This window comes from Pseudomonas sp. GW821-FHT09A09 (genome assembly GCF_059418405.1).
Genome location: NZ_JBWKPU010000063.1, coordinates 1 through 17,929, shown reverse-complemented (window position 1 = coordinate 17,929; position 17,929 = coordinate 1). Strand labels below are relative to the sequence as shown.

Below are 17,929 nucleotides of genomic sequence, written 5' to 3'. Positions count from 1 at the left end.
CCCCCCCCCCCCCCCCCCCCCCCCCCCCCCCCCCCCCCCCCCCCCCCCCCCCCCCCCCCCCCCCCCGGGCTCCTACGAGGGGTGTGGGGTGTGAGATGGGGTTTGTGTCAGGCGGGTTGGGCTTCGAGCCAGGTGGCGTGGCAGCTCTCGCGCATGGTTTCGCGCAGCCATTTGTGGGCCGGGTCTTTGTCGAAGCGCGGGTGCCAGGATTGGGCCAGGACCAGGGTGGGCAAGGAGATCGGCAGCGGGAAGGCGCGCAGCGGCAGTTTCAGGCGATTGGCGCTCAGCAACGCTTCCTTGGGCACCGGCAGGAGCAGATCGGAGTCGGGCAGCATGAACATCGCACCGTGGAACCCTGGAGCGATCATCGCGACACGGCGCTCCAGGCCCAGGGCATTCAGCGCGGTGTCGATCGGCCCGCGGGCCTTGCCACGCCGCGAGATACTGATGTGCGAATAACTGGCGAAGCGTGCGGCGGTGATCTCTTCGTCAAACAACGGGTGATCTTCGCGGGCGAGGCCGACAAAGGTGGTGGAAAACAGGTTCTGCACTTTCACTTCGGGGCTGGCCGGCAGGGTATTGCTCACTCGCAGGTCCAGGCGCCCTTCACGCAGGGCATCATCGTCGGTATCGCCTTCGGGCACGAAGCACAGCTCGCACAGCGGAGCCACGCGCTCCATGGTGTCAAACAGACGACCGCCATACACCCCGATAAAAAAGTCATTGGCCCGCACACTGAAGCGGCGGCGCAACGTGCTCAAGTCGACCTGCTCGGCGGAACGAAACAGCACCGCCGCCTGCTCCACCACATTGCGAACCTGGCCTTGCAACTGCAGCGCCTTGGGTGTCGGCACCAGGCCGCGCCCGGCCCGTACCAGGATCGGGTCGCCCACCGCTTCGCGAATGCGCGTGAGGGTTCGGCTCATGGCCGCGGGGCTCAGGTTCATCCGCCGCGCCGCGCCCACCACACTGCCTTCGTCGAGCAAGGCGTCGAGGGCGACCAGCAGGTTCATGTCCGGTAGTTGCATACCAAGCACTCGTGTTCAGTGGGGATTACAGCGTACGCAATCCTAGCAGGCTTTACAGGTAGCGCTTGAAAGCACGCGGCAGGTAATCGGCAAAAGCCGCTTGGGGGTGAGCCTGGCACTGACGCACGATTTCCGGCAGGGCGTTTTCCAGCTCATCAGACCGGGACAGACCATCGTTGTAATCGCTTTTGCCGCTTAATGCCGGAAACATCACCGCGACGCGGGTAATGGCGAAGCTCTTCATGGCAATCAACGGGCGAGTGGGATGTTCACGCCGGAACTGGCTGACCTCTTCGTTCAACGCGCTGCAAGGTTGATAGGTGGTTTGCGTGAAGGTCAGTTGGACGGATTCTTTGCTGGGCGCAGTGGGCGTGAAGATCATGTCGTTCTGCGCCTCGACCACTGCGGGTTGGTCGGCACTCGCCGCCCAAGGTTTGAAGCGCCATTGCCTGGCCGCGTTCACCGCCGCCTCGCCGAAATCAGGCTGTGTGGCGGTGAGCGCCTTGACGTCGCTGACCGTGCCGTCGTTGTGAATCTTCAGGCTGATGCGTGCATGCCCCTGGGTGCCAGCCTGGGTTGAGGGGTAGAGCGGCTTGGGCATGGATACCGCTTGCGGCGTGAACTGGGCAAACACCGAAGTGGACAAAAACAAAGCCGCCGCCAAGACAAAACACCGCATCGCCGCAAATCCTTCTACCGGGTATGCCTGACGTCAAGACGACGTCAGGTTCGGCCGGCATTATCGGGCGCACGCCTGGCAAAGAGCAATCATTCCTATTTAACGCTGCATGCCCCAGCGCTTTACGGTGAGCCGCTCGAAGGTGTCAAACACCAGGTTTTCTACGAGCAGGCCGATCAGGATCACCACGGCCAAACCGGCAAACACCTTGTCGGTGTACAGCTCGTTGCGGTTCTGGAAGATGTACCAGCCCAACCCGCCCTTGCCGCTGGTGGCGCCGAACACCAACTCGGCAGCGATCAGCGTGCGCCAGGCAAATGCCCAGCCGATCTTGAGACCCGAAAGAATCGACGGCAGCGCGGCCGGGATCAGGATGAACAGCACGAAGCGCATGCCTTTGAGGCCATAGTTGCGGCCGGCCATGCGCAGGGTTTCGGACACGCCGAGGAACCCCGAATAGGTATTGAGCGCGAGCGCCCACAACACCGAATGCACCAGCACGAAGATCAGGCTGTTCTGCCCCAGGCCGAACCACAGCAGGGCCAACGGTAGCAGCGCAATGGCCGGCAACGGGTTGAACATCGAGGTCAGGGTACTGAGCAGGTCGCGGCCCAACTGGGTCGAGACCGCCAGCGTGGTGAGGGCAAACGCCAGCACGATGCCAATCAAGTAACCCTTGATCAGCACCGCCAGCGAGATGCTCACCTTGCTGAGCAATTCGCCGCTGAGCAGGCCGTCGAACAGCGCCTGGGACGTCTGCAAAAAGCTCGGCAGCAGCAGGTCGTTGTTCTGATACCGCGCGACGGCTTCCCACAGGATGGCGAGCACGATCAGGATCAAGCCCTTGCGCAGCCAGCCTTGTTGCCACAGGCGCTGGCGCAGGGGCAACTCGCGTTCAACGGGAACGCTGAGCAGCGGTTCGAGGGTGATTTCGTATTCCTGGCGCATGAGCGGCCCCTTCAATAAGCGATGCGGATATCAGCAAAACCCAGCTCTTGCTCGGCCTCGGGCGCTTCGTCGAACAGCAGGCGATGGATGCGCCGCGCCGAGGCCTGGAACTCAACGCCGCCGAGGCTGTGCAGGTCGTACTGATGGCTGTGGATTTCCGCACGCACCCGGCCCGGGTGGGGCGACAGCAACAGGATACGATTGCCCACCACCAACGCCTCTTCGATGGAGTGGGTGACGAACAGCAGGGTGAAACGCACCTCTTCCCAGAGCAGCAGCAACTCTTCTTGCATCTTGCGTCGGGTCAGGGCGTCGAGGGCGGCGAAGGGCTCGTCCATCAACAGGATTTTCGGTTGCATGGCCAACGCGCGGGCGATGGCGACGCGGGCTTTCATGCCACCAGAAAGAGTATGGGGGTACGCGTCGGCGAAGGCGCTGAGGCCGACCTTGTCGAGGTAGTGCAAGGCGCGCTCTTCGGCCTCGCGGCGCTTGAGGGTCTTGGACGCCAGCAACGGAAACATCACGTTCTGCTTGACGGTCTTCCACGGCGGCAACTGGTCGAACTCCTGGAACACCACGATGCGGTCAGGGCCCGGCTGTTCGACTTTTTGCCCCTGCAAGCGGATCTCGCCTTCGCACGGTTTGATAAAGCCGGCGATGGATTTGAGCAGTGTGGATTTGCCGCAACCCGAGGGGCCGAGGAGCACATAGCGGTCGGCCGGGTCGATCTCGAAACTGACTTGGTGAGTGGCTCGCACCACGCGCTCGGGGGTGCGGTATTCAAGGCTGACTTTGTCCACCGCCAACAAAGGCTGGGGGGTATTCAACGTGCTGGCCGCGTGGCCTTGCAGGGGCGCGTTCATTTCAACTCTCTAGCCGGGAAGTGGGGATCAGAAAGGCGCGTCGCCCTGGATGGTGGTGCGAAACAGCTTGCGGCGCAGGTGGCTCGGGCAGCCGGCCGCCAGATGGATCAGCGAGCGGTTGTCCCAGAACACCATGTCGTGGGGCTGCCACTGATGGCGGTAGATGTTTTCCGGCAATACGCTGTGAGCGTAGAGCTGGGCCAACAGGTCACGGCTTTCGTCCTCCGGCAGGCCGACAATACGGGTGGTGAAACCTTCACTCACAAAGAGCGCCTTACGCCCGTTTTCCGGGTGGGTGCGCACGATCGGGTGCACCACTTCGGCGACTTGGGCAAGCTGTTCCGGAGTGAGGGTCGGGCGCCAGTTGCCTTCGAATTTGGTCTCGCTGTAGCGCGCGGTGTAGGAGTGCGCGGCGCTTCGGCCTTCGACCGCTGTGCGCAGGTGCTCGGGCAATTGGTCCCAGGCCTTGTGCATGTCGGCAAACAAGGTGTCGCCGCCCTCGGAAGGCAGTTCCTGGGCGTGCAGCATCGAGCCCAAGCTTGGTAGTTCCTTATAGGAGAGGTCCGAATGCCAGAATTTTCCTGCATCACCCAAGCCGATGGATTGGCCGTTTTCGATGATGTTGGAGACGATCAGGATCTCCGGATGGTTGGCCAGCAGGAACTGTTTGAGCACGTGGATCTGCAGCACACCGAAGCGGCGGCTGAAAGCGATCTGTTGTTCGGGGGTGATGCGTTGGTCACGGAAAACGACGACGTGATGGTCCAGGTGCGCACGGTGGATGCGGGCGAAATCCTGGTCGTTGACCGGTCGGGACAAATCCAGGCCGATGACCTCGGCGCCGACACTGCCGGCCAGTGGGAGAATCTCGAAGGTTTGGGTGGATGGGTTCGCTGTTGGAACAGTAGAGGCGGCGGACATGAGTTCACTCCCGATCAGACAGGAGGCTGACTTTATAGATATAAGAACAGCAATTTAAATACCGTTAGTGAATATCTATAGACGGGAATGTGCTGGCAAAAGCACTGGGCGCTCGGCCATGAGGGAATAAACGGCTGCGGCGAAACGTTTAACACTTATAAGGCAAAAATGGCTTTAAACACTTAGCAGGACGCCGGTTGAGCCTGGCAACGTAAGACACGATAAAGGCTTGATGTGGGCGTGCGGAGCGGCGTGTTGAACCGCTTACAAGCCGAAACCGTGCCTGTTTGACAAGCTTAGGGGCAGTCTCTAGTGTGCTTTGGATCCAATTAGCCACACCCTTTTGAAAAAGGAGGATAGCGTAACCGTGACGCAGAAGCCGAACCCTTGGAACAGCATCAAGATCAGCGGGCCTATTCCCGCGCACCTTGCTCGCGCCGTGATTGAAGAAACCCTGCGCAATGCCATCCTCGATGGTCGTTTGCCCTGTGGCACGGCCATGCGCCAACAGGAACTGGCCAGCCTGTTCGGCGTCAGCCGCATGCCCGTGCGGGAAGCCTTGCGCCAGCTTGAAGCACAGTCATTGCTGCACGTGGTGACACACAAGGGTGCCGTAGTTGCGCCATTGATCGAAGACAACTCGGCGGAAACCTACGCCCTGCGCATGCTGCTGGAGTCCGAGGCGCTGCGCCTGTCGATCCCGCTGCTGACAGCCGACGATATCGCCGAAGCAGACGCCTGCATCATCGCCCTGGAGCAAGAAAAGGACTACACCGAAATCGGGCGTCTGAATCGGCTGTTTCACATGGCCCTGTACGGTAAAGCGCCGAACCAGCGACTGCTCAAATTGGTGGAGCACGGCTTGAATGAGGAGGAGCGTTTTCTGCGTTTCAACCTGGAAGCGATGGGCCTGGGTGAGACGTCCCAGGAAGACCACCGCGAGCTGCTGAACCTGGTGGCACAGAAGAAAACCGAAGAAAGCATCCTGACGCTGCGCAACCACTTGATGCGCGGGATGGAGGTGATCACGACTTACCTCAAAGGCCTGGAAGCCGCCGGCAAGTAAGCCATTGTGGGGTTCTTTCACGCAGAAAGAACCCCGAAAGAAATAACTTCTCAAACAGCGATTCCAACTTAAACAACTTACGATAATGGATCCCGCTCGGTTCCAAGAAACTTCCCACCCGTAGTTACAGCGCAACTTACAAATCAAATCATTTAGAAAAACTTCTAATAAATTCGTATGCACAGAGCCGTAACTAACCGGCTTATCATCTTTTCTTACCAGGCCAGACACTTCTACCACCTCGCACAACAAAGTGCGCAAGGCCTGGCCTGCCCTACCTAATATTCGGCCCTTAAAGCCAACCGCTGTTCTCACAGCGAACGCAGCAACTTATAGGCATCAACCATGTATCAATCTTTACTTGAACAAAAAAAAATCCATCTGTGCAACCACCCGCTCTTTATTGAAGTAACCTCCCGTCCAAAGTTGCAACGGTTCATGGAAAACCATGTATTCGCCGTTTGGGATTTCATGACGCTCGCCAAACGCCTGCAACGAGACCTCACGTGCGTACGATTGCCCTGGCTTCCCCCAACCGACCCGCAGTCTGCTCGCCTGATCAATGAAATCGTATTGGGCGAAGAATCCGACACCCACCCAACCCGTGGCCATTGCAGCCACTTCGAGCTTTACCTGGAGGCAATGGCCGAGGTGGGTGCCGACACGTCGAATATCCATCGCTTTATCGCACTACAACGTCAAGGTACGGACGCCAGCGCTGCCCTGACCATGATCGATGTGCTTCCCGAGCTTGCGGGTTTCGTCGGCAGCACACTGCACCTCGCCTTGAACGCGCCGACCCATTGTGTGGCAGCGGTCTTCTTTCATGGGCGTGAGTGTGTCATTCCCGGGATGTTTGACCGCCTCTTGCAACAGCAGGCGCTCGTCCCTGGCCAAGCGCCCGCGCTGCGCAACTACCTTGAACGGCATATCGAGTTGGACGCCCATGACCATGGGCCCGCCGCAGCACAGATGCTGGAACGCCTGGTGGCGGCCAATCCGAACGACCGCCGGCAAGCCGATGAAATGGCGCTCGCCGCAGTAGAAAGCCGCATCACGCTTTGGGACGCAGTGCGCACCTCGCTGCATGAGGTGCAACCATGAACATCGACGACTACCGCTCCATCGCCGACGACTGGGAGCGCCGCGCAACCATTCGCACCCGCCCTCGCCGGTTGTTGGAAGACGATGACAAACTGATCTACCCGCTGTGCCGACAGCCTTTGGTGCTCTGCGCGACATTTCTGGAGCACTGCCCACAGTGGCGCGATTTTGTGCTGGTGCAGAGTTTCTACAAGTTCCTCAACGACGTGGTGATTTTCGAGACCGAGATCGTCGACAAGACCGCCCGCCGCATTGCCAAGAACCGTTTCCCGCAGCCCTTCCCCCTCGCCTGTCGATACGACGCGATGACCGTCGTTGTCGACGAGGACTATCACGCATTGGTCGCGCTGGACTTCTTGCAGCAGACCGTGGCGTTGACCGGTATTGCGCCCATCGACATGCCCGAGCAGATCGAGCTGAGCCGCGCCTTGCCGGCAGCCCAGGCGCAGGTGCCTGCACACCTGCGCGACGCCGTGGAGTTGGTCTGTGTGGCGATTGCCGAGAACACCGTGACCCACGACGTGGCGGCGTTTTCCAAGGACAGCAGCCTCAAGGCATCCGTGCGCGGGCTGATGGCCGACCACCTGTTTGATGAAGGCCGCCATGCGCTGTTCTGGACACGCCTTGTGCGCCGGTATTGGCAAGCGGCCAGCCCGGATCATCGCGAAGGTATCGCTCAGGTCCTGCCGACCTTTCTGGCGCATTACCTGACCAACAACCTGCAGAAGCACTTCAACCTGCAGTTGATCGACCACATCGATGTCAGCGATCACGTGCGCACTGCGCTGCGGGCTGAGGTGGCGGCCATGGATTTCCCCATCACACGCCAGCACCCGTTGCTTGGCAATATCATGGGTTTTCTGCACCACAGCGGCCTGCTGCAAACACCCTCTATGGCCCAGGCACTCTGTGACTACCTGCCGGTGGCGGGGAGACCAGCATGAGGCGCCTGACCATCACCTACGTCGGCATCAGCAAAGCCCTGGAGGCGGTGCAGCTGGAACTGGAGCAATACGGGCATGTGACCGGTAGCGAGACGGTCGACCTCTTGATCGAAGACGGTACCCGGCCCTTACCCACACACGATCGCGAAGTGCCGTGGATAAGCCTGCGCCTGGGCATCGGCCCTGTGACCGAGTGCGGGTTGCCTGCCGTGCAGCTGCGTTGCTATGACCGTACCCGACGCCTGCTCTCGACGTTAGAACTGGCTGAGGAGCCCAGCGGCAACGGCGAGCGCCTGCGCCAACAAACGACGCTTGCATTGACCGAATGGGTGGCATTGCAGGTCAGCGGTTTTTCACGCGACCCTGCGTATTTTCGCGCAGAAACGAGGGCCAATGATTGGCCTGAAGAAGGTTTGCAGGCATTGGAAGCGCTGGCCTTTATGCATCGTTTCAATCGCACGGCCGACCCAACGCTGCTGCACCAGGCTGAAACCCCGGTGATCGAACAGCTGCAGGCCAGCCTTAAGGTATTCGCCTCGCGAACGGCCCTGAATGTGTCAGGTAGCACGGTGACTTATCGCCAACTGCAGGCGCGCGCCCTGGCGATCCAACTGCAACTGCGCCCGATGTTGGAGACCGCGGGAACGTTACCGGTGATTGGGGTCTGCCTGAGAAAGTCCGTTGACCTGTACGCCAGCATCCTGGCCGTAATGGGCTGCGGCGCCGTTTACCTGCCACTGGCACCCGACCAACCTGCTCGCCGCCAACGGGTGATGTTGGAAAACGCAGGGGCCTGCCTGTTGCTGCACGGAGGTACGCATCCACTACGCAGTGAGGTGGCGTCTCTGGATGTCAGCGCAGTCAGCCAACTCGATGCAATGGCAATGCCGTCGCTGATGCTCGTGCGCCCTTCGGCAGCGATGCCTTGCATGGTGCTCTATACGTCAGGGACGACCGGCCAACCCAAGGGCGTGCTGTTGAGCCAGGGTAACCTGGCGCACTTCTGCGCGTGGTTTGGTCGCTGCATGGCGGTCAACGAAAAGAGCCAGGTCCTGCAGTTTTCGCCATTGAGTTTTGATTCCTCGCTGATCGATATTTTCCCCAGCCTGATCGCCGGCGCCACACTGATCGTCCCAAGCGAACACCAACACCGTGACCCCCAACAATTACTCGATCTGATTCACCAACAGCACGTCACTCACGCCTTCCTGCCACCGGCATTGCTCAGCATCCTGCCATTGGACCCACCGCTGGGCCTGGCACATCTGTCCACAGGGGGTGACGCCTGCGAGCCCTATGTGATCGATCGATTGGCGACACAGTGCCAATTGCACAATCTCTACGGCCCCACCGAAACCACCGTGCTGGTTACCCACCGCACATTGCGCCCCGGTGACGGCAATCGAAGCCTGGGCCGCCCCATCGCCAACAGCCAGGTTCTGATACTGGATGACGACCTGCAGCCAGTGGATGAAAACGTCATGGGCGAACTGTATATCGCCGGCCCAGGTGTAAGTCTGGGCTATGTGGGCTTGCCTCAACCGGCAGGCAGCCCGTTCGTCGAGCTGCAAGTGTTCGGCACACAACCCCTTCGCGCCTACCGCAGCGGCGATCTGGCGAAATGGACAGCAGAGGGCATCGAGCTGGGTGGACGTCGCGATGACCAGGTAAAAATCCGCGGCTTTAGAGTGGAACCCCAAGAGATTGAGCAGTGCTTGCGAATTAGCCGCCTGTATCGCCAAGTGGCCGTGGTGATTGATGGCGATCACAGGATCCTGGGGTTTGCCGCCCAGCCCGAAACGGGAGTCACGGTCGCTTGCCTGGCCGAGTACGCGCAGCAATGGTTGCCCGACCATATGCGCCCCCAGGAGTGGACCGAGCTGCCCTGCCTGCCCTGTTCCGACAGCGGCAAAATCGATCGCAAGGCGTTGCTCGCATCGCCCGTTGCTCGCCGCGTAAATGCCACTTCCACCCCCGCACAGACGCCGCTTCAGGTGCGCCTGGCTGACCTGTGGGGCGAGTTGCTGGGGCTGCCTGCCAAGGCGCTGTCTGTCGATGAGAGTTTCTTCAACCTGGGGGGCCACTCCCTGTTGCTATCGACTTTGCTGCTGCGGGCCCGCGAGCATTTTGGCCGAAGCTTTTCCCTGAGCCACTTCATTGAAGTCCCGACGATTCGTACGCTTGCGGCGCTCATGGAGAACGGCTCGGCACCCGACGTACTGACAGGCCAAGCGGCATGTGATGCTCAACGGGAATGGGCTGTTGACGCACTGCCCGGCGAGCGTGCCGGTAACCCGCGCCACGTCATCGTCACGGGCGCCAACAGCTTTGTCGGCGTGCATGTTGTCCAGGCACTGTTGGCAGGTGGCGCTGAAAAAGTTGCATGTCTTGTACGTGAGTCGCCCGATCGAACAGCTGCCGCACGGTTTGCCGACGCGTTGCGCGAATACCAGCTGGACCACTTGGACATCAGCCGGGTTCAGGTGTACGCCGCCGATGTCAGCTTGCCTCGGTTGGGCCTGACCTACGCGCAATACAACGGCCTTGCACAGGATTACGGGGTGTTGGTGCACAACGCCGCGCACGTCAACCATGTGATGGACTACGCCTCCCTGGCCCGGGATAACGTCGCGCCGATAGCCGAGTGTTTGCGGCTATGTGAAACCCACTGCAAGAAGGTCTTCAACTTTGTCTCGACACTGTCCGCCTCCAGCAGCCTCGACGTGCAGGGATACGTACTCGAAGCACACGCCGAGCCCACTCTGCCAGTGTTCATCAAAAATGGTTACAACCTGTCCAAATGGGTGGCCGAGCGGCAGTTGCGCCGGGCGGTCGAGCAAGGCGCATGGGTCAATATCCACCGCCCCGGCAACATCAGCTTCAACGCCTCTAACGGCGTCTGCCAACCCCATAAAAACCGCCTGATGCTGATGCTGAAGGGCTCGCTGCAACTGGGCCTGGTGCCTGAGTTGGACATGAACTTTGACTTGGTGCCCGTGGATTTCTTCGCCCGTTTCATTGCCTTCCACAGTGGCGAATTTCACGCGGCAGCCAACGTATTCAACCTGCATAACCCACAACCGTTGAGCTGGGCACACTACCTGGACGCATTCGGCCGCATGGGTTGCATGTTCGAGCGCGTCAGCCTTGCAGATTGGCAACATGCGTTGCGAAAGGTGAGCCAGGACAACGCGTTATTCGGCGTGCTTGGGTTCTACCTGGATAACCTGAAAGAGGACATCAGCGACACGTCGATGATTCGCCATGACAATGCACGACGAGGTGTTCATCGGATGGGCGAACAGTACCCGGAAAAAGACCCGTCGCTGCTGAGCAAAGGGTGCAACTACCTCAGAGCCATAGGCTTTTTGTAAATAGATTCAGGACAACCTCATGAAACCGCTGCAACCCGATACATTAATTCGCAACCCGCGAGGGCGACCGATAGTGGCATCTGTCGTTGTCGCCAGCAATGCCAACCACGTTTGGGGCATGGTGGGCCAATTCGCGCGCTTTGACAGGTTCATCCCAGCGCTGACCCGCATCGAAATGACAGGCGCCGGCGTGGGTGCACTGCGAACGAAGTTTTTCAAGGACGGCCATTGCGTCGTGGAGCAGCTCAATAGCCGGGATGAGCATGCCATGCACATGACTTGGACCACCCTTTACAACACCCTTGGGATCGCCAGGCTCTGGGCCGCGATCAGCGTTCAAGCCGCGGGCGCCGAATGCTCGAAGGTGGTGTGGACGATTATTGCCGAGCCCGTCGAGACCGCACAGGCGGGCTTTGAGCAATTTGTGCAGGAGTTTGCCGATGGCGCCCTGGAGAATGTGCGCCGGTTATTCAGCTGAACAGTAGGAGCGAGGCCGCTCGCTCCTACCCGTTCAATCAATGCGTCAGATCTTGAAGCTGTCGACCAGTTGCTTCAGGCGGCTCGCCTGTTGCGACAGTGCATCGCAATCTTTCAGGGTCTCGTTGAGGTTGGCCACGCCCTGCTGGTTCAGCAGGTTGATTTGGTTGATGTCGACGTTGAGGGTCTCCACCACCGCAGTCTGCTCCTCGGTCGCGGCGGCCACCGATTGGTTCATGCCGTCGATCTCGACGATTCGCTGCGTCACGCTGACCAGGCGGGCACCGGCCTGGTTGGCCACTTCTACGCTTTCTTCGCTGGAAGACTGGCTGGCGTTCATGGTGGTCACCGCTTCACGCGAGCCCACTTGCAGCGAGGTGATCATTTTGTGGATCTCCTCGGCAGACTCCTGGGTACGGTGAGCCAGGTTGCGCACTTCGTCAGCCACCACGGCAAAACCACGCCCGGCCTCACCGGCGCGGGCCGCTTCGATCGCCGCGTTCAGGGCCAGCAAGTTGGTTTGCTGGGAAATGCCTTTGATCACATCCAGGATGTGGCCGATGTTATCGGTGCTGGCATTGAGTGTTTCGATCTGAGTGCAGGACAGGCTGATCTTCTGCGACAGTTCCGACATCGCCAGGATGGTTTGCTCGACGACTTTGCGCCCATCGTCAGCCTGTTCGCTGGCACCGCTGGCATGCTGGGAAGCATCGGCGGCGTTGCGGGCGATCTCCTGGGTGGCTGCACCCAGCTCGTTGATGGCCGCAGCCACGCTGTTGGTACGCGCACTCTGCTCGTCGGAGCCAATGATCGAGGCATTGGACGAAGCCATGACGCGCTGGGACAGGTCGTGCACTTGACGGGTTGCCGAGGACACTTCAGAGATGGAGGCGTGAATACGCTCGACGAATTGGTTGAACGCACTGCCCACTTCGCCGAACTCGTCCTTGCTGGTGACATCCAGGCGGCGGGTGAGGTCGCCTTCGCCCTGGGCAATGTCCTGCATGGCCACGCCCATGGTGGTCAATGGCCGCAGCAGCACTTGAATCAGCAGGCTCAAAAGCACGGCAATCACCACCACAGCGATCAACATGGCAATCAATGCAGAAGTACGGAATTTGCCCAGCGGCGCGTAGGCTTTGTCTTTATCGATCGACAGGCCGATGTACCAATCTGCACCCGGCAAACCGCTGATAGGGGTGAACGACAGGATGCGATCCTGGCCGTTGAGGACGACGTCCTGGTTGACCTTCTCGATTCGCAGGCTCGTGCCCGGGTAGATATCCTTGAGGTTCTTCATCACCTGATCCTGGTCAGGGCTGACGATGACCTGGCCGTCCGCGCTGACCAGGAATGCGTGGCCGATGCCGCCGAAGTCGACCGAGTTGATGATCTTCACCAAGGTCTGCAGGCTGAGGTCGCCCCCCACCACACCCAACAACTCACCGTTCTTTTTCACCGGCATGGCGATGGTGACGATCTGCCCGCCCACTGCGGCCATGTAAGGCGGAGTGAGCATGGTTTTATCAGCCGCTACAGCCTGTTTGTACCAGGGGCGCTGACGAGGGTCGTAACCATCGGGCATCTTGGCGTCAGGGCGCTGTGTGAACACGCCATTGGTTTGACCGACGTAGGTGAACTGGAAGTTCGAGGTAAATGCAGGCTGATCGACCAACCCGGGGAGGTCAGCACCACTGCCTTGGTGGGCAACGTTCTGCGCCAGGCTTTCGAGTACCAGGATCCGGCCGCTGAGCCAGTTCTGCACGCTGCTGGCGGTGAGTTCACCGGATTGCTGGATGGACGATTCCAGGTTTTGCTTGATGGTGCTGCGTTGCAGGTAGTCGTTGTAGAGCGTGAATAACGCGAAGGCCAGAACCACGACGCCTGACGCGGCCAACAGAATTTTATGACTGAACTTGAGATTCATTTCATCGACTTCTTTTGCCAAAGGGGGGTGAGCGTGCCGAGTGGAACATTCCATGTAACGGTATAGGCGGATTCTCGGACCGCTCTATTTCGGTGCACGCATGGCTCATCAGGCTTTCGGCCAAGCGTCGGCAAATCTTAGAAATTTGTGAGAGGCATCCTCTTTTGGCGTAGGAAACCGACAAGCGGTAGCGCTGCACGCTTCAGAGATTGCAAAATCTTTCAGCCTTCCAGACAATGCGACTAATTATCATTTGTGACGTTTGGCCGGGCCTGTGTGAATGCCGTCTTCTGAATACATCCCGTGTGAAAGTGTTGTGCAGACGCTGTACAGCACCCACCACAATTGGCTCAACACCTGGTTGCGCAGCCGCCTGGGAAATGCCGCCGATGCCGCAGACCTGGCGCAGGACACCTTTGTGCGCCTGCTGCAGAAAACCGAACGCTTCGAACTGAAGGCACCTCGCGCATTTCTACGCACCATCGCCCGGGGCTTGGTGATTGATCACTGGCGCCGTGAAGAAATAGAACGTGCTTATCTTGAGTCCATCGCACATCTACCGGAGGCATTGGCACCGAGCGCTGAAGCCCGTGCGCTGGTGCTGGAGTTGCTGGAGGAAATCGCCCTGCTTCTGGAAGGTCTGAAGCCTAAAGTGCGTAAGGCGTTTCTATTGGCTCAGTGCGATGGGTTGGCGTATGCACAAATTGCGCAGCAAATGGGCGTATCGCTGCGATCCGTGGAGCGCTATGTCGCGCAAGGGCTCTATCACTGTTACGTCCTGCGGTATGGCGCATGAATGCTTCCCGGCACGACCCTGACTCCCAGGTCGTCAAACAAGCCATCAACTGGGCGCTGCGCCTGCGTAACAATCGCGCCAATGTGCGCCTGCGTGCGCAATGTGAACACTGGCGTGAGGCCCATACTGATCACGAGTTGGCCTGGCAACGGGTGCAGGCGCTGCAGCAGGAATTGAACAGTCGACTGACGGCGATCCCCGGCGCACATGTGGCGTTGGAAAACAGCGCGCAGGGGCTCGATCGCCGGCAGGCGCTGAAGGTGTTGTCCGGCATTGTATTGGTGGGTTCGGCAGGCTGGATCAGCAGAGACCTGGTGGGTTGGCAACGCTGGACGGCCGACTTCGCCACCGCCACGGGTGAACGGCGCAGTATTCAATTGCCGGATGGCACGCGTCTGCAACTCAATACCGACAGTGCGGTGGACCTGAGCTTTGACCCTCAGCAACGCCTGATCACACTCTTGCGCGGGGAAATCCTGGTCAACTGCGGCGCAGCAGCGCCAACGCCTTTGTTGGTGAAAACCCGCCACGGCCTGTTCGAAGGTATCGACGGGCGCTTTACCCTGCGCCAGGAGCGCGACTGCACACGGCTGAGTGTGGTCAGTGGAAACGTCGCCATTCACTCTCCGCACACGGTCGATGGGTTATCCACCCAGGCCCACTCAGGGCAGGACTACCTTGTGAACCAGACGCAAGTCGTCGTTGCTCCACCTCTGGACTTGGATGCAGGGGCATGGGCTGACGGGCTGATCATCACACGAGGCATGCGGCTTGAGGATTTCCTGGCAGAAGTGAGTCGTTACCGACCGGGGCATCTGGGTTGTTCGGCCGATATTGCCGATTTAAGGCTGTCGGGCGTATTCCGCCTGGAAGACACCGACCAGCTGCTGGCGATATTGCCGAAGACGCTGCCGGTTCAGGTGCGCTATCGCACACGTTGGTGGGTGAGCCTGGAACGGGCGGTCTGAATTGTTATGGGCTGCATCCAGTTTTTTTGGCGGTTTTTTTCCGTGAGTCCGGCTTAGACAGTAAGCCTCTCAAACTGCCCTCACCGGCCTCTACGGACCTTGAACATGACTGTACGTTTTCAAAACGACTCCTTTGTCTTTCCCCACCCTTTGCTAGCCAAAGCCATCCGCGCCGCTTTGTTTTCGACGGCGTTGGGTATGGGTACGCTGCCGACTGTCGGCTTCGCCGCGCAACCAGGTACCGAGCAGATCAACCGGCACTACGACATTCCTGCCGGTCCTTTGAGTGAGGTACTTAATCAGTTTGCCCGTGAGGCGGGTATTACCCTATCCAGCACGCCGTTACAGACTCAGGGCAAACAATCGAGCGGCCTACAGGGTGACTATTCGGCCGAGCAAGGTTTGAATCACGTGCTTATTGGCTCGGGGTTGCAGGCAGATTCACAGGACGGTGTCAGCTTTGTTCTGCAGGCGCAGCCGGAAAGTAGCACGCTGACGTTGCCTACCACGGACATCAGAGGCTTCGCCCTGGGTAATGCCTTGGGCAGCATGGACGGTTACAACGCGACCCATAGCCAAATCGCAACCAAGACCAGCACCGCGCTGCTTGAAACCTCTCAAACCGTTTCAGTGGTGACGCGTGAACAGATGGACGACCAAGGCTCCCAAACCGTCGCGCAAGCCATGCGTTATACGCCTGGCGTGCTGACCAACCCTTATGGCGCAACCCATCGCTATGACTACGTGGCCATGCGCGGTTTCAATGACGGATCGGTCGACAACATTTACCTGGATGGCTTGAAGTCCATGGGAGACAGCGGCACCTACAGTACGATGCAGGTGGATCCGTATTTTCTCGAACGGGTCGACATTCTTAAAGGACCGTCGTCCGTGCTGTACGGGCGCAGCTCACCGGGTGGCCTGGTGGCGCTGACCAGCAAGAAACCACTGTTCGAGTCTTATCATCAGGTTCAGGCGACAGTCGGTAGCCGCGGGCAGCGGGGCATGGGTTTTGATTTCAGCGGGCCGGTAGATGACGACAAACGTGTTGCCTACCGACTTACAGGGTTAGCGGACAAGTCCGACACTCAATTCGACCATGCCAAGGAAAAACGCTTTGCGTTGGCGCCTACGCTGAGTATCGATTTCACTGAGGACACTTCGCTGACGCTCCAGGCCTACCTGCAACATGACCCTGATGGCGGTTATCACGGTGGGATGCCGGCGGATGGCGCATTGCATCAACGCAATGGGCAGCGGATCTCCAGCCACTTTTTTGAAGGTGAGCCAGGGGTCGATGGCTATAAACGTGACCAGCAATCGTTTGGTTATCAGTTTGAACATCGCTTCAACGATGTATTTACCGCCCGACAGAATTTCCGCTACCTGGATTCCAAGGTGCATCTGGATCAGGTGTACGCCTACGGCTGGACCACGCCGACCAGTAATGAGCTGAACCGCTATTACTCGGGAGGTGATGAAAAGCTGCATGCGTTCATCATCGACAACATGCTACAGGCAGAATTTTTTACCGGTGCGACTAAGCATACCGTGCTGATGGGGGCGGATTATCAACGCCGCAAGACCGTGGTGGACTGGACCAGTGGGTCGCTGCAGCCGATCAATGCGTTTAATCCGGTCTACGGCAATTCCGCTATCAGCTACTACAGCCCAACCAGCTACCTACGGCGGCTGGAACAGACTGGCGTCTACCTGCAAGACCTGATCGAAATGGACAAATGGCGCTTCTCTCTCGGGCTGCGCCAGGATTGGGTGCAGACGTCGGATGAAAACCGCATCGCAGAAGCAAACCGCCCTGTGGGTACTGAGATCAGTGACAAACGGACCAAACTCACGGGGCGTGCGGGGGCGCTGTATCTTTTTGATAACGGCTTGGCGCCCTATGTCAGCTATTCAGAGTCCTTCAACCCGAACTCCTACTCCGACAGCGCCGGTAACCCGCTGGCGCCGACAGATGGGACGCAGTGGGAGGCCGGTTTGAAGTACCAACCGCCAGGCACGGATAACCTGTTTACGGCGTCCTGGTTTCGCATCGACCAGGAGAACCTGGCAACCAAACTGCCGCAGGAGAACTTCTATCGGGCTGTAGGCGCTGTACGCTCCCAGGGACTTGAGTTGGAGGCTCATATGCAACTGACCGACAACCTGAAGCTTTTGGGCAGCTATACCTTTACGGATATCAAGTACTCCAAGTCGATGGTGAGTACGTTGAGCACGGCTGACAATCTGATTGAGAACAAGGGCAACTCGCCGACCCAAGCACCTCGTCACATGGCCTCGGTATGGGCCGACTATAAGTTCAATAGCGGCGCCCTGGATGGCTTGCGATTTGGGGGCGGCGTGCGGTACGTCGGATACAGCTGGGCGGATGCAGAAAACACCATGAAGGTGCCTGCCTACACGTTGTTTGATGCTTCGGTGGGTTATGACTTGGGCAAGGTAGGGCTGAAAGGTATGGATGTGCGGCTCAATGCCAACAACCTGACGAACGAAACCTATGTTGCTTCGTGTGCGAGCCTGAACTTCTGTTACCTGGGCGAGGAACGTAATGTCAGTGCGACGGTAAGCTATCAGTTCTGAACCATGAGTGACTAAAAAGCCAGCGTCTGATTTCAGGTGCTGGCTTTTTTGTGTTTGCCGATTGGGGGCTGCCCTCGTCGTTTAAGGGCTTGGACAATTCGCGTCCTTAAACGACAAAACCCCTGTCTGCGTTAGCAGACAGGGGTTTCGGAATTCAATCTTGACGATGACCTACTCTCACATGGGGAAACCCCACACTACCATCGGCGATGCATCGTTTCACTGCTGAGTTC

Annotated in this window: 14 protein-coding genes and 1 rRNA gene; 8 read left to right on the top strand and 7 right to left on the bottom strand. The window is 59.1% G+C overall.

The features are described 5' to 3' along the window. Positions 1-107: 107 nt before the first annotated feature. The 5 genes from AC07OV_RS29820 to AC07OV_RS29800 form a co-directional block, all read right to left on the bottom strand. Positions 108-1,028: a LysR family transcriptional regulator gene (locus AC07OV_RS29820; RefSeq protein WP_494999124.1), complete on the bottom strand. Its 921-nt coding sequence runs from the start codon at positions 1,026-1,028 to the stop codon at positions 108-110. 52 nt (positions 1,029-1,080) lie between these two features. Next, a complete protein-coding gene (locus AC07OV_RS29815) occupies positions 1,081-1,707 on the bottom strand; it encodes a TonB family protein (RefSeq protein ID WP_176997455.1) in 627 nt (208 codons plus the stop codon). Between the two features lie 99 nt (positions 1,708-1,806). Then, positions 1,807-2,655: an ABC transporter permease gene (locus AC07OV_RS29810; RefSeq protein ID WP_176997456.1), complete on the bottom strand. Its 849-nt coding sequence runs from the start codon at positions 2,653-2,655 to the stop codon at positions 1,807-1,809. Between the two features lie 11 nt (positions 2,656-2,666). Continuing rightward, positions 2,667-3,518 (bottom strand): ABC transporter ATP-binding protein, encoded by an 852-nt coding sequence (locus tag AC07OV_RS29805; RefSeq protein ID WP_176997457.1) that lies wholly within the window; start codon positions 3,516-3,518, stop codon positions 2,667-2,669. A 27-nt stretch (positions 3,519-3,545) separates the two neighbouring features. After that, positions 3,546-4,439, bottom strand: coding sequence for a TauD/TfdA dioxygenase family protein (locus AC07OV_RS29800; RefSeq protein WP_176997458.1), 894 nt, complete (start codon positions 4,437-4,439; stop codon positions 3,546-3,548). 367 nt (positions 4,440-4,806) lie between these two features. Here AC07OV_RS29800 and AC07OV_RS29795 point away from each other — a divergent pair, with 367 nt between their 5' ends. The 5 genes from AC07OV_RS29795 (at position 4,807) to AC07OV_RS29775 (ending at position 11,405) form a co-directional block, all read left to right on the top strand. Beyond that, positions 4,807-5,505: a GntR family transcriptional regulator gene (locus tag AC07OV_RS29795; protein WP_495093562.1), complete on the top strand. Its 699-nt coding sequence runs from the start codon at positions 4,807-4,809 to the stop codon at positions 5,503-5,505. Positions 5,506-5,850: 345 nt separating this feature from the next. Further along, a complete protein-coding gene (locus AC07OV_RS29790) occupies positions 5,851-6,609 on the top strand; it encodes a DUF3050 domain-containing protein (RefSeq protein WP_495093561.1) in 759 nt (252 codons plus the stop codon). Next, positions 6,606-7,553, top strand: a complete 948-nt coding sequence (locus AC07OV_RS29785) for a diiron oxygenase (RefSeq protein WP_495093560.1) — start codon at positions 6,606-6,608, stop codon at positions 7,551-7,553. The genes AC07OV_RS29790 and AC07OV_RS29785 overlap by 4 nt, the downstream gene beginning before the upstream one ends. After that, positions 7,550-10,927: an amino acid adenylation domain-containing protein gene (locus AC07OV_RS29780; protein ID WP_495093559.1), complete on the top strand. Its 3,378-nt coding sequence runs from the start codon at positions 7,550-7,552 to the stop codon at positions 10,925-10,927. The genes AC07OV_RS29785 and AC07OV_RS29780 overlap by 4 nt, the downstream gene beginning before the upstream one ends. A gap of 19 nt (positions 10,928-10,946) precedes the next feature. Continuing rightward, complete coding sequence (locus tag AC07OV_RS29775; RefSeq protein WP_494999119.1) at positions 10,947-11,405, top strand: SRPBCC family protein; 459 nt, start codon at positions 10,947-10,949, stop codon at positions 11,403-11,405. A 45-nt stretch (positions 11,406-11,450) separates the two neighbouring features. On the opposite strand, the gene AC07OV_RS29770 is transcribed toward AC07OV_RS29775, so the two are convergent. Further along, positions 11,451-13,331, bottom strand: coding sequence for a methyl-accepting chemotaxis protein (locus AC07OV_RS29770; protein WP_176997464.1), 1,881 nt, complete (start codon positions 13,329-13,331; stop codon positions 11,451-11,453). A gap of 280 nt (positions 13,332-13,611) precedes the next feature. Between AC07OV_RS29770 and AC07OV_RS29765 the strand changes: the two genes are divergently transcribed. The 3 genes from AC07OV_RS29765 (at position 13,612) to AC07OV_RS29755 (ending at position 17,696) form a co-directional block, all read left to right on the top strand. Further along, positions 13,612-14,127, top strand: a complete 516-nt coding sequence (locus AC07OV_RS29765; protein WP_176997465.1) for a sigma-70 family RNA polymerase sigma factor — start codon at positions 13,612-13,614, stop codon at positions 14,125-14,127. After that, entirely contained in the window at positions 14,124-15,095 is a 972-nt protein-coding gene (locus AC07OV_RS29760) for a FecR domain-containing protein (RefSeq protein WP_176997466.1), read from the top strand. The genes AC07OV_RS29765 and AC07OV_RS29760 overlap by 4 nt, the downstream gene beginning before the upstream one ends. A 105-nt stretch (positions 15,096-15,200) precedes the next feature. Then, the gene (locus AC07OV_RS29755; RefSeq protein WP_495093558.1) at positions 15,201-17,696 is read left to right on the top strand and encodes a TonB-dependent siderophore receptor; all 2,496 of its coding nucleotides are present in this window, start codon (positions 15,201-15,203) and stop codon (positions 17,694-17,696) included. A 158-nt stretch (positions 17,697-17,854) separates the two neighbouring features. Here AC07OV_RS29755 and rrf read toward each other — a convergent pair. Beyond that, positions 17,855-17,929: ribosomal RNA gene (gene rrf / locus AC07OV_RS29750) — 5S ribosomal RNA — on the bottom strand; the annotation flags it as partial.